Genomic DNA, 12,325 nt, shown 5'->3' with positions numbered 1-12,325 from the left:
CGACTCAGATCGTCGCATCGACGTCGTCTTGGAGGACCACTCCGCGGTCCAGCACCCGGGCGACGGTGATCACGCCGACGGCGGTGACCAACAGGGTCCAGGAGAACCCGACTCGGTCGAGGTCGGCGTACCAGGAGCGGTCTGGGATCGCGGCTCTCACGATGATCCCGTCAGCTGCTGCCTGAATGATTGGCACCAGCACCCCAATCCCAAGCAGCAGCCACCCGAGGCGGCGCACCCGAGTCACGGTTTCCGGAACGAACAGACCGCCCCGGCGTGCTGATCGCACGACTCCCAGGACGCTGAAACCGACAACGTAGAAGCCGGCGAGCCCTGCCAGCGGTCCCGTGAGCCCCGCGATCTGCTGCACTGTGGACGCGTCGGTCAAGCACACGCGGTAGGTGTCGGACGTGTAGTCCGCGGCCTCCTCGTCGAAGCCGCGGATCTCGGACGGCGGCAATTCCTGCCGGGCGTCTGTCTGGCTGTCACCGTAGGTAGCCCCGCTGGTTGAGGAGCTGCTGCCGCGAGCGTTGTACGTGGCGCACGCTCGGCCGTCACCCACGTCGTTGATGGTGAACCCGGCAGAACCGGTGAACACAAGCTGGGCGAGAGCGAGCAGGCCGAAGACGGCGAACGACGCAGAGACGAAGAACGCCGAGACTCGAATGACCGTCTCGACCGGCGCGAGTGGGTCGTTAGAAGCGGTAGATCGGCGGGCCATGACGGCCTCCATATCGTTTAGCGTTGGTATCGAGAAACGATATGTCAGACGGGCTCAGTTGTCACCTTCGACACCGTCACAGGCGACTTGGCCACATTCGGCAGGCGCGGTTCCGGCGCCAACACCCTCGCTGGCGGTCCTGGGTTCGGCGTGGCGGACAGTGCTTCTCTCGCGGCACGCTTCGGGTGTTGCGGCGAGGCTGCCGGACGCTAGGCGCGTCGCGAGGCGTGGCCGTCGCCCCGGCGCCAGATATGTAGCCGCCCGTATGAGGGCGCCGAAGTGCCAGCGCTAGCCGGCTCACAAACGAACGTTCTTGACCTGCCCACACACGAGTCTGCTTGCTCTAGTCGACAGTCGGGGCTGCGCGCTGCGCGATTGAGGCGAGCGCGGATTGAAGTTCCTCCCACCTGTGCGTCTAACCATGCCGCGCTGCGGCCTCAGGCCGCGCCATTCGCAAGCTCGGTGAGTTCGTCAACCGCAGCTTGGGTGTCGACAACCATCTGGGCCATTCGGTCACGGTCACGCCGAGACAGACGCCGAAACTGTGCGTCGAGGACCGCCTCTGCCTGCACCTCAGAGAAGCCGAACTCAGCTCGGACGCGGCTCGATGCATCACTGACGTCCACCGCATCGAACAGAACATCAACAAGGCGGTGTGGCTCCTCAGAGGCAAGCGCCATCGCCTGGACGATCTGCAATCGCTCGGTCGCGCGCTCCAATTCCTTCGCGTACGCCTTCTGCTGATCGGTCATGACCCGGCTCTCACACAAGCCGGCGGAGGTCCGCCGACCATGCCGCGCTGCGGGCTCCGCCCGACCAAGCCGCTTTCAGGGCACGTGAGCTGTTGGCGTCGGCGAAGGCGGCTCAGAAACGAACGTTTAGGAGCCTCATCGGACAGGCATCAGATCGGCCGTCGCCGAGCCATGGGCGTGCCTAGGGATTCTCACGTACGAGGGTCAGACCCATCCATCATGTCGCGAGTCAGACGTACTGCCGTGAGGCGATGAAGACCCAGGGAGAGAGACCTAAGAGTCCAAGGATGATGAGCGGCAATCCTGGGCCGCTCGTGAACAACAGTGGCACTCCTATCGCGATGAAGGCGATGGCCCATGGGATCCCCAGGAGGCTCAGCACGCGGAGCCACAACGGCGACGACGACCAGTTCTGCAACATCCCGCGATCCTAGGAGTCCGGCCGCCGAGCTTTACCTAGGTCGTGACAGCGGACGGCCCAAAGTCTGTATCCTCCTTTGCTTCACATCCGGGCGGCGGTTGGACCTTGCCTGCGGCGCGGTAGCAGCGATACGGCTAACACAGAGAACGTCCAGCCAGAACTCGACTCTGCTTGCAGTACGGGCAGGGGTCGAGTTGGCGACTACACAGGGGCCAGAGTCTTGATTGTTATTGGCGTTGTCATGCTGCTGTTTGCGGGTCTCATGTGGATGAGGGGCCCGATGGATGGCGACATCTACAGAGCGATGTTCGGGAAAGACACAGCGAGAAAAGCCGGTTTGGGATCGGAGAAGGGCGACCGTGGTCCCGTTGCCACGTTGCCAGCCATCGGACTCGGAGTCGCGGGGGTCGTTGTTCTCTGGATCGGCGTCCTTCAAGCTCTTCTTCGATAGTCCGTTCGGCGCACACCGCCAGGCCGTCACGCGCGGGTCCCCTCAGCTCTGTCGTCAGCCGTTCGTTGACCGTTGACCGCTGGTCGCTGGTCGCTGGTCGCTGGTCGCTCAATCAGGCTGTGCCTTGGACAGCGACTCAAATACGAAGGTTTATGAGCCGGTTCCGCGGACGTCGGTCCGTGTGGTGCCTAGCGTCGAAGGCAGAGATACTCACGAACGTGTCGCACTCGTTGCCTGACCCGGCCAGCGGACCCCTCCTGGAAACGGTTGGTTACTTCGACTACCCAGCACCTGGGCTAGCTGAGTGGCTTGCTGCTGATGTGAAGGGGACGCTGTCACGACCCGAGTGGGCGACCTTCCGTGACGTGTCGCAGGCGCTGCCGAGGAGTGTTCCTCTCACTCAGCGGGCGTGCGTTCCGATTGGGGCTTGGACGCTGCTAGTCACAGACGGCCCACTTGGTACTGACGTGGGCTTGCTTCCGATGCATGCGGCCCGTGACCTGGGGTGCACGGCAATCAGGGCAGTCTGGGCCGAAGGCGTACACCCGGCCGTAATTCTGGAAGTCAGCCACCCAGAGAGCCGGGACGACCTTCTCTTCAGGCGACACATCGTGGCCATGAACGACGGCGGCCGGTGGGTTTTCGAGGAGGGCGGGGAATCATACGACTTCGAGGAGACTGCCGCCTACAGCAACCGGCGCAAGCGGGACCGCTTCACCGGTCCAATGTTGCATCGCTACCTGGTGGCACTCGGTGCACCAGTCGACGTTGAACCCGACTGGGCCTCGACCGTTCTCGTCACCGAAGCCTGGCCCGCGAAGGCTGGCATCCGTCGAACCATCCTGAGCTGAGGATGCTGATTGCCGGGCCGATCCCAGGTGCAATAACGAAGGCTTATGAGCCTCAGCTCGAGCACCGATGCGCCCGGACCTGCCGAAGGTCGGGCGTCTAGCGGTTGTCATGCGAGGGACCTGATTGGCCTCTAACATTCGACCGTGGAAACGGACTGGGTACAGGTCGTTGTCTCTCTTGTTGTGGGGGTCGGCGTGGGGGCGCTTCTCATCTTCAACGCCGACGAGTTCTCAACCGCTGCACGCCGCCAGTCGGAGAGCATGCGCCAGCCTGAAGCGGCACGGCGCAGGATGACACCGGGGACTGCGCGCGCGGTTGGGGCTGTCTTCATCGTCATCGGCATCGTGGGCGCGGTTCTCGGGCTCTTCTTCGCAGACGAGATGTAGCGCGTTCGAACGACCGCCCGACCATGCCGCTAACAGCGCGCTCGCCGACACCGGTCCCGAGGGAGTCGTCTAGTAGCAGCCTCTAGGACAGGTGATGCGCCCGGCCCTGCCGAGATCGAGCGGTTGCAGCGGCGATGCGGGGCTTAGCGTGAAGCCATGAAGGTCGACCTGCGGGAGGTTCAGTTGCCTGAGCACACCGGCCGGGGCCAGATCACCGGTGCCGATGGGCGGGCGTACTCACGTCGAGGGACCAGAGCCACGCCCTCGGTCGCGGACGAGTTGATCGGGTCCGGCGCCGGGCTCGTCCTGGACATGTACAGCACCGGACAGTTCGAGTGGTTCTCCGAGAACGAGGCGCGGGTCCGTTGGGCTGACGTACGGCCGCACGTCATCTCCGGTCGGCCGACCACGAAGCAGCTGGGCAAGCACGAGATGTGGAACGCAGGCGTCTGGCAGGCCGACGACGGCACCACGCTCGTCTACCTCACTGGGCATTGCTGAGCCGGGCGTTCAGGCCGCGTCCCACCGGAACAACCGCGCGGCGATCAAGGTCACTACGATCGCGAACCCGGCCAGGATCCCGATCGCTGGCAAGGCAGCGGCCGGTCCCTCGCCGCGCACCATCACGTCGAGCATCCCCTCGTTGAGGTGCTTGAGCGGCAGCAGGTCGGAGACGGTGCGAAGCCAGGCGGGGGCGCCGTCGAGGGAGAAGAACGACCCCGACAGGAACGCCATCGGCAGCACCAGGAAGTTGGCCGCGTTGACCGCGCCCTCGGTGGTGGTGGTCAGCGCGCCGGCCAGCAGGCCGACGGCCATGAAGCACAGGGTGCCGACCACCAGCATCGGGACCACCATCAACCACGAGCCGGTCAGGGTCAGGCCGAACGCCGCCACGCCGAGCCCGAGGAAGACCGCGAGCTGCACCAGGGCGATCGCGACCGCGACGGTGATCCGGGCCGCGACGACGGTGCGCGTGGAGACCGGCGCGAGCTGGAGGCGCCGGATCAGCTTGCTCTGCCGCCAGCCCTGGATGGTCGCCGCCGCCCCGAACGCCGCGCTCATCGCCACCGCCCAGCCGAGCAGGCCGGGGGTGACGAACTGGATGGTCGACAGCGAGTCGTCCTCGACCCGGTCGGCGGTGAAGGAGTACGCCGGTGGGGCGCCGCTCGCTGCGACGTTGGCCCCGTCGACGAAGGACCGCAGCGTGCCCTGCGTGATGCCTGCCTTGACCTGGTCGGTCTGCGTGTAGTGCGCGACCAGGGTGTCGCCCCTCATCTCGATCGCGACGTCCGCGTCGCCCTTGCGCACCTCGTCGAGCGCGTCCGCGAGGCTGTCGGCCCGGGTGACGTCGAAGGTCTGGTCGAACGCCGCGCGGGCCTGCGCGGGCATCTCGTCGACCAGGGCGACGTCGCCGACCTGGACCATCTCGATCTCGGACTGCGACTGGTCGGCGAGGACGCCGCCGAACAGCACCAGGAACATCAGCGGGAAGACGAGCGAGAAGAACACCGCCGCCTTGTCGCGGGTGAAGCCCTTGAGGTTCGCCAGGCTCAGGGCGGTGAACGCGCTCATGCGCGGTACTCCCGCCCGGTGAGGTCGAGGAAGACGTCCTCGAGGGTGCCGGTCTGCACGCGTACGCCGTCGAGGCGGTCCTGCGCGGCGAGGCGGCCGAGCAGTGGGGCGGGGGTCCGGGTCGTGAGCACGGTGCCGTCGACCGACTCGGTGGCGTTGTCCACGCCCTCGATCGCCCGGGCCTCGTCGAGGGTGAGCTGGCCGGGTCCGACGGTGACCCTGGCCGGCGCGTCGAGCCCGCGCACCAGGGCGGCGGGGGTGTCGCACTGCAGGATCCGGCCACGGTCGATGATCGCGACGCGGTCGCAGAGGATCTCGGCCTCGTCCATGTAGTGGGTGGTGAGCACCACGGTGCGCCCCGACTCGGTGAGTCCGGACAGCAGGTCCCACAGGTTGCGGCGCGCCTGGGGGTCAAGTGCCGCGGTGGGCTCGTCGAGGAAGACCAGCTCGGGGTCGTGCACCAGCGCACAGGCGATCGAGAGCCGTTGCGCCTGGCCACCGGAGAGGTCCTCGACCCGGGCGCCGGCCTTGTCGACCAGACCGACCCGCTCGAGCCAATCGTCGGCGGCGGTCGCGGGGACGCCGTACAAGGAGGCGAAGGTGCGCAGCTGCTCGCGGGCGGTCAGCCGCTCGAAGAACGCCGAGGCCTGCAGCTGGACGCCGATGCGCGGGAGCAGGGCGGCGTTGCGTGGCCAGACCGGCTCGCCGAGCACACGCACGCTGCCGGAGTCGGGCCGGCGCAGACCCTCGATCATCTCCAGGGTCGTGGTCTTGCCGGCGCCGTTGGGTCCGAGCAGGCCGAAGAACTCACCTTCGGCGACCTCGAACGACACCCCGTCGACGGCGCGCAGGTCGCCGTAGCTGATGGCGAGGTCGCTCGCCTCGATGGCTGCCACCCCGCGACCATAAGCGATCGACAGCGACGGTCTCCCCTGACGAGCCTCCACATCCGGTGCGTACAGCTCAGCGCCCGCTGCTCCCGTCCCGTTCGAGACGGGACGGGAGTAGCGGGGATTGCCGGGTGGTCGGGACGCTGGGCCCGCAGGTCCTCCTCAGTAGGTCGGGACGTCGGCCAACGCCGTGGCGCGCACGCAGGTGCTGCCGGTGCACCGCACCGTGGCCGCCTTGTCGTGCCCGTAGGCGCCGAGCAGGAGCACCTTGTCCGACTCCCAGCTCTCCCCGGCGGAGTAGCCGCCGTCGACCTTGTACGACGCCAGCAGGTAGCCGTGGATGCTGCGGGTGTGGACCACGGCGGGCCCGAGGCTGTCGCTGAGGATGTAGAGGGTGGAGATCCGTCGGCCGTCGGGCGAGAAGGACCCGACCCGCTCGCTGCACGACCTCCACAGCGTCTTCGACGGCTGCGCGATGGTCGTCAGGATCGAGCATCCGCCGTCGTAGGGGTCCTTGTCGTAGGTCGCCAGCAGGCCGGTGCGCAGGTCGGCGGCCGAACCGGAGCGGCGGGTGAGCAGCGTGCTCCGGCCGGTGCTGAGGTTCCAGCTGTAGGTGCCGAGGACGCCGCTACCGCCGCTGGCGAGGATCGCACGGCTGCCGCGGATGTCGAGGACCGACTTGGCGCCGGAGAACGTGCGGCTGAGCACGGTGCGGCCCGTGCTGACCTTGATCACGTCGATCTTGGTGCGGGTGGCGTTGGCCGACCGAGTGACCGCGAGCAGACCGCCGTCGGAGGCCAGGCGGGGGCCGCCCACGCCGGCGTCCGCCGCGACGACGCGCTCGCTGCCACCGGGACCGACGCGCACGACGGAGGAGACCTGGCCGCGCACCACGTACACGACGTACGACGTGCCGGACTTGCCGAACAGGTGGACGTAGTCCCCCCGGACGGTGACCTTCACGTCGCCGTCGATGATCGTCTTGCTGCCCGCGGAGGCCAGGTGGGCGCCCCGGACCTCGGCCCCGCGGGGCAGGCTCTCGGGCCGGATCGTCACGCTCCCTGCGGCCTGGGCCGGGGCGGTGAGGAAGGCCGTGGTCATCGTGCAGATCGCCAGCAGAGCGGCGAGGAGGGCGGTGAGGGTCAGGCGGGTGCGGGGGTGGCGGATGCCGGTCATTCTGGGTCCTAGGTTGGGAGTGGGTCATGTCGCGGAGGCCCGCGGTTGAGCGAAAGCATGGGGCCGCGAGGGCCTTGAGGGAAGCGAATACTCATGCGAGTTCTGAGCAACTTTTTCGGCTCCCACCGCGTCTGAACTTCTTCGTCCTCGTAGGTGCGTCCAACGGGCTGACAACCATGCGGCCCACTCGGTCGGGTCAGTCCTGAAGCCGTCGCCTAGGGGCGGCACGCAGATGAGCTCGTTCGCCCTGTCTTCCGACGAGGCTCAAGAACTCGACGGGGCCAGCACTCGTGGCGCCGAACCAGTGCGGGGTGCGGGTGTCGAACTCCGCGGCTTCGCCGGGCTCGAGAACCAGGTCGTGCTTGCCGAGCACCAGCCGCAGGCGTCCGCTGAGGACGAAAGCCCAGTCGTAGCCCTCGTGCGTCCGCAGATCCGGCTCCTGGTCGTCCGCACTTGCGGGGAGGACGAACTTGTAGGCCTGGATCCCGCCAGGACGTCGGCTCAGGGGCAGGATGGTGCGGCCGTCGGTGGTGGGTAGCGGTCGGAGGTTGACCCGGGGGTCGCCCGTCGGCGGTGCGTCGACGAGCTCGTCGAGCGTCACACCGTAGGAGCGCGCCAGCGGCAGCAGCTGTTCCAAGGTCGGGCGTCGTAGGCCCGCTTCGAGCCTCGACAGGGTGCTGATCGAGATGCCGGTCTCGTCCGAGAGCTCGTGCAACGTGATCTCGCGTCGCTGACGGAGCTCCTTGAGTTGTGGCCCCACGGCATCGAGGGTGCGGTCGGTGTCGTCCATGACAGTAGTTTGCCATTTGGCAACTGTGTTTGCTCATTGGGCCGCCCGAGGTCATTCTCGGTGGGAGGGTCGCGCATGGCGGCCGACAGCAGCTAGCGAAGGGCACGGCGTGAACCACGCTTTCGACGAGCAGTACTGGGACGACGTCTGGTCGGGTGGGCGAGCGGGTGCGATGAGCACGAGTGCGCCGAACCCTCATCTCGTCCGCCAGGTCGGGGAGCTGGCACCGGGTGCCGCCATCGACGCCGGCTGCGGCGCCGGCGCCGAGGCGGTCTGGCTTGCCGCCGCCGGGTGGACCGTCACCGCGGCCGACGTCGCTGGCACTGCGCTCGCTTTCGGCGAACGCCGTGCAGCCGAGGCAGGGGTGGGCCAGCGGGTGCGGTGGGTGCAGGCCGATCTGTCGACCTGGGAGCCCGAGGAGCAGTACGACCTGGTCACGACCCACTACGCACACCCCGCGATCCCTCAGCTCGAGTTCTACCGGCGCATCGCCACCTGGGTCGGACCGCACGGCACCCTCCTCATCGTCGGCCACCTCCACCACGACGACGCCACGGCCACCGCCGGCGAGCACGAGCAGGGCCACGGGCACGGGCAGGGCCACGGGCAGGGCCACAGGCACAGTCACGGCGCCGATGCCCAGCACGAGAGCCAGCCGCCGGCAGAGGCGTCCGCGACTGCGGCGGCGATCACCGAGCTCCTCGACCCCGAGGTCTGGCAGGTCGTGACGGCCGAGGAGTCCCAGCGGACCGCGATGGGTCCGGCCGCGCGCAGGGTCACGATCAACGACGTCGTCGTCCGGGCCACCCGCCGCCACTAGCCGACCGCCACCCACCACCACACCCGACCGCGGCCCCTGTGCGCCTGCCGCTCCGGCACGGCGTGGACCACCCGCGCCTTCGAGAGGAACCATCGTGAGTCCCACCCCACCAACCGCTGAGCAGGCCGACCCGATCATCGACGATCCTCGCCAGCGGCGCGCGGTCCTGGTCGCTGTCTGCGTCGCCCTCATGGCCGTGATCGCCTCGGTCACCGGCCTCAACGTCGCCCAACCCGAACTGGCCGTGGACTTCGACGCCTCGCAGAGCGAGGTCCTGTGGTTCATCAACCTCTACACGCTCAGCCTGGCAGCACTCCTGCTCCCGCTCGGCGCACTTGGCGACAGGTGGGGTCGCAAACCCATGCTGCTGGCCGGGCTGACCCTCTTCGGCCTGGCGAACGCGAGCTCTGCGGTGGCCACCTCGACCGAGATGATGCTGGCATCCCGGTTCGTCGCCGGTGTCGGCGCCGCGATGATCATGCCGGTCACCCTGGCCGTGATCACCTCCACGTTCCCCGAGGAAGAACGCGCCAAGGGCATCGGGGCATGGACCGCTGTCGGCGGTGGCGGCGGACTACTCGGCATGTACCTCTCCGCGGTCCTGGTCGACGTCGCGTCCTGGCGGTGGTTGTTCGCTCTCCCCATCGTCCTCGTCGTGGTCGCTGCGGCCATGACGATCCGTTCGGTCCCCAGCACCCGCGAACCCAGCGAGCACCGGTTCGACACCCTGGGCTCAGTCGCGTCCATGCTCGCGGTCCTCGGCCTCGTCTACGCCCTCCATGAAGGCCCGGTCAACGGATGGGATGAGCCAGCGACCCTCGCTGCGCTCGTCATCGGCGCCGCCGCCACCCTCGGGTTCGCCCGTTGGGAGCTCCGCCAGCACGCGCCACTGCTGGACATCCGGCTGTTCCGGGACCGACGGCTCGCTACCGGGTCGCTGTCCATCCTGGTCGTCTTCGGGGTCCAAGCCGGCATCCTCGTCGTCCTGTTCCCCTTTCTCCAGGTGGTCCTGGGTTGGTCCGCTCTGCACGCCACCGCGGGAATGCTGCCCATGGCGGTCTTGATGATGGCCTCTTCGGTCCTTGCTCCGAGGGTTGCCCAACACGCCGGCAGCCGCCGGACCATGGCACTCGGCGTCGGGGTGGTCACCCTCGGTCTCGTCCTCATGGCGACCCTGGTCTCGGTCGATGGCGGATACCTGAGCGTGCTGCCCGGCATCCTGTCCCTCGGGTTCGGGATGGGGCTCGCCATGACCCCCTCCACCGAGGCGATCACCAGCTCGCTGTCACAGAACAGGCAAGGACTCGCCTCGGCTCTCAACGACGTCACCCGGGAGTTCGGGACCGCCATCGGCGTCGCCCTCCTCGGCGCAGTCCTCACCGCCGGCTATCGCAACGCGATCGAACCGCAACTGGTCGGAGCCCCGGACGACGTCGCCCGGCCGGCACGCGAGGGTCTCGCGAACGCGGTCGCCGCGGCCAGCGACCTCGACGACCCGTCAGATGCACTCATCAACGCAGCCCGACAGTCGTTCGTCGACGGCTGGCAGCACGCGATGTGGGCGGGTGTCGCGGCCATGGTCGCCCTGCTCCTGTTCATCGTCCTCCGCCCGGAGAGACCGGACCGGCCTGACCTGGACACCGCCGGCACCAGGTAGGACCGTCGTCCACGACAGCGCGTCACGTCACCGCGTCCAGGACGGGCGATGCGCCCGGACATGTCGGATGGCGGGTGTCGTCGACGAGGACGGCGACCTGATACGCGGATGCGATCAGGACGACCACGACCCGGAGTCATCATCCGACGATTGGAAGGTCGTCCATCCAGGCCTCCGGGACCCCGATACGCCCGTTCATGGCGAGACTCGGTTGGGTCTCGCCTGGTTCTGGGACGCTGGTGTTGTGCAGACTCACGCAGGCGCGAGCGTCCAGCGCACGGACGTCTGGAAGCAGGTCGTCCGTGGGCTCGCGTCCTTGGTGGTCGCCGGTGGACTTCTCGTCGTGTTTCTCAGTGCGGCCTACCTCGCGGGCAACCAGTGCGGGGACAGCTGTCCCGAGGACTACTCCGGCGACCGTCGGTACGCTGCCCAGTTCGTGATGGCGTGCGTGGGAGTGCTGCTCGGCCTGGGCGCAGTCGTCGAGGGATTCGGACGACGAGGCGTCCTCTACTACTCCACCGCTACCGGCTCGGCAGTCGTCCTGTTCGCCTGGTTCGTCTGGCTGACTGGTGGGACCTTCTAGCTGCGATGCCCAGGCACGCACGAGGACGAGCGACCGGTCATACCGGGTCCCGGGCGCTCCTGAGGTGCGTCGCCCGTCGACCCCCTCAGCCAAGCCACCCGTTCTCCTGCGGTCCGGGCGAGCGGGTGTCACGCTGAGCCGACACGTAGGGACATCCAAGGGGAGCAGCATGGCTCGGTTCACGGCGACACGGTCACGACTCGGCACCGTGGCGGCCGCCACGGTCGGCATCAGCCTGGCGGTGGGCGGGCTGTCGTACGCCGTCTCCTCCTCCAGCAGCTCGAGCACGGTCATCAAGGCGTGCGAGAACGTCTCGACGGGCGCGCTGCGGCTGCCGACGACGAAGAAGCCCTGCGCGACCAAGGCGAGCGGGACGAAGCGCGAGGTGGCCGTCAGCTGGAACAAGGCCGGCGTCCGCGGCGCCACCGGGGCGACCGGTGCGCGAGGAACGACCGGTGCCGCGGGTGCGACCGGTGCGAGCGGCCCCGCAGGCGGGGTCGGTCCCCAGGGGGACACCGGAGCCGCCGGAGCACAGGGCGCCACTGGCGCGCAGGGCGCCACCGGCGACACCGGACCGATCGGCCCCATGGGCCCGATCGGTCCCAGCGGGCCCACGGGTGACGTCGGGCCGCAAGGTGAGCGTGGAGCCACGGGAGCCACCGGCGCGCAGGGCGACACCGGGGACGCCGGCGCGAAGGGTGACACCGGCGCGAAGGGTGACACCGGAGCGGTCGGCCCGCAGGGCGAGACCGGCGCCACCGGTCCGGCCGGTCCGGTCCTGGAGAAGACGTGGAACTTCCGGGCGGTCCTGCCGTACTACGACACGGTCGACACCTCGGCCCCGGTCACGATCGGTCGCTGGACGGTCCGGGCCGAGTGCAGGTCCGACTGGAACTTCAACGACCGGCTGATCATCAACCTGGACGGCCAGCCCAACACGCCGGACGACTACTACACCGACGAACCGCCCGCCCAGACCAACTCGTGGTTCAACCTCGCCGCCATCCCCCCCTTCCAGGGCCAGTACCGCGCCGACCAGATGTTCGCCGCGCCCGACTACCGGGACCACCGCACGGGACTCGCCACGAGGACCATCCAGGCCGTCGCACGCGACGGCAGCACCGCGCTCACCCTCATCGCCAGTCGCTGGCGGCCCATCAACACGGGCCCGGAGGGGCTCGACGACGACTGCTGGTTCGTGCTCAACGCCTCCGTCAGCTGATACGGAGGGATCTCCCGTCAAGGGCATCGGGC

General features: G+C 68.4%; 13 protein-coding genes. 7 read left to right on the top strand and 6 right to left on the bottom strand.

Annotation, left to right across the window (positions count from 1 at the left end):
* Nucleotides 1-4 precede the first annotated feature (4 nt).
* Both FJQ56_RS21630 and FJQ56_RS21625 read right to left on the bottom strand, forming a co-directional pair.
* Nucleotides 5-733 (bottom strand): DUF2975 domain-containing protein, encoded by a 729-nt coding sequence (locus tag FJQ56_RS21630; protein ID WP_140011732.1) that lies wholly within the window; start codon nt 731-733, stop codon nt 5-7.
* A gap of 425 nt (nt 734-1,158) precedes the next feature.
* The gene (locus FJQ56_RS21625) at nt 1,159-1,473 is read right to left on the bottom strand and encodes a DNA gyrase subunit A (RefSeq protein ID WP_140011731.1); all 315 of its coding nucleotides are present in this window, start codon (nt 1,471-1,473) and stop codon (nt 1,159-1,161) included.
* A gap of 1,483 nt (nt 1,474-2,956) precedes the next feature.
* Between FJQ56_RS21625 and FJQ56_RS21620 the strand changes: the two genes are divergently transcribed.
* The 3 genes from FJQ56_RS21620 (at nt 2,957) to FJQ56_RS21610 (ending at nt 4,084) form a co-directional block, all read left to right on the top strand.
* Nucleotides 2,957-3,196, top strand: coding sequence for a hypothetical protein (locus tag FJQ56_RS21620; protein ID WP_140011730.1), 240 nt, complete (start codon nt 2,957-2,959; stop codon nt 3,194-3,196).
* Between the two features lie 144 nt (nt 3,197-3,340).
* Nucleotides 3,341-3,583, top strand: a complete 243-nt coding sequence (locus FJQ56_RS21615) for a hypothetical protein (RefSeq protein ID WP_140011729.1) — start codon at nt 3,341-3,343, stop codon at nt 3,581-3,583.
* Between the two features lie 156 nt (nt 3,584-3,739).
* Nucleotides 3,740-4,084 (top strand): hypothetical protein, encoded by a 345-nt coding sequence (locus FJQ56_RS21610; protein ID WP_140011728.1) that lies wholly within the window; start codon nt 3,740-3,742, stop codon nt 4,082-4,084.
* Nucleotides 4,085-4,093: 9 nt separating this feature from the next.
* Here FJQ56_RS21610 and FJQ56_RS21605 read toward each other — a convergent pair whose 3' ends face one another.
* The 4 genes from FJQ56_RS21605 to FJQ56_RS21590 all read right to left on the bottom strand — a co-directional run bounded on the left by FJQ56_RS21605 (nt 4,094) and on the right by FJQ56_RS21590 (nt 8,011).
* Nucleotides 4,094-5,155 (bottom strand): ABC transporter permease, encoded by a 1,062-nt coding sequence (locus FJQ56_RS21605; RefSeq protein WP_140011727.1) that lies wholly within the window; start codon nt 5,153-5,155, stop codon nt 4,094-4,096.
* Nucleotides 5,152-6,051: an ABC transporter ATP-binding protein gene (locus FJQ56_RS21600; protein ID WP_211351341.1), complete on the bottom strand. Its 900-nt coding sequence runs from the start codon at nt 6,049-6,051 to the stop codon at nt 5,152-5,154. Before FJQ56_RS21600 ends, FJQ56_RS21605 begins: the two co-directional genes overlap by 4 nt.
* Nucleotides 6,052-6,207: 156 nt before the next feature.
* Complete coding sequence (locus tag FJQ56_RS21595; RefSeq protein WP_140011726.1) at nt 6,208-7,221, bottom strand: hypothetical protein; 1,014 nt, start codon at nt 7,219-7,221, stop codon at nt 6,208-6,210.
* 196 nt (nt 7,222-7,417) lie between these two features.
* Nucleotides 7,418-8,011, bottom strand: coding sequence for a helix-turn-helix domain-containing protein (locus FJQ56_RS21590; protein WP_140011725.1), 594 nt, complete (start codon nt 8,009-8,011; stop codon nt 7,418-7,420).
* 109 nt (nt 8,012-8,120) lie between these two features.
* Between FJQ56_RS21590 and FJQ56_RS21585 the strand changes: the two genes are divergently transcribed.
* The 4 genes from FJQ56_RS21585 (at nt 8,121) to FJQ56_RS22985 (ending at nt 12,293) form a co-directional block, all read left to right on the top strand.
* Nucleotides 8,121-8,831 (top strand): class I SAM-dependent methyltransferase, encoded by a 711-nt coding sequence (locus tag FJQ56_RS21585; protein ID WP_140011724.1) that lies wholly within the window; start codon nt 8,121-8,123, stop codon nt 8,829-8,831.
* A 94-nt stretch (nt 8,832-8,925) separates the two neighbouring features.
* The gene (locus tag FJQ56_RS21580; protein WP_246084307.1) at nt 8,926-10,488 is read left to right on the top strand and encodes an MFS transporter; all 1,563 of its coding nucleotides are present in this window, start codon (nt 8,926-8,928) and stop codon (nt 10,486-10,488) included.
* Nucleotides 10,489-10,555: 67 nt separating this feature from the next.
* Nucleotides 10,556-11,071, top strand: a complete 516-nt coding sequence (locus tag FJQ56_RS21575; protein ID WP_140011723.1) for a hypothetical protein — start codon at nt 10,556-10,558, stop codon at nt 11,069-11,071.
* A 169-nt stretch (nt 11,072-11,240) separates the two neighbouring features.
* Nucleotides 11,241-12,293, top strand: a complete 1,053-nt coding sequence (locus FJQ56_RS22985; RefSeq protein WP_140011722.1) for a collagen-like domain-containing protein — start codon at nt 11,241-11,243, stop codon at nt 12,291-12,293.
* Nucleotides 12,294-12,325: the final 32 nt, after the last annotated feature.

Source organism: Nocardioides plantarum, assembly GCF_006346395.1.
In the GTDB taxonomy this organism is placed as follows: domain Bacteria; phylum Actinomycetota; class Actinomycetes; order Propionibacteriales; family Nocardioidaceae; genus Nocardioides; species Nocardioides plantarum.
Note: the sequence above shows the minus strand (reverse complement) of the source record. Positions and strands in the feature narration are given on the sequence as shown.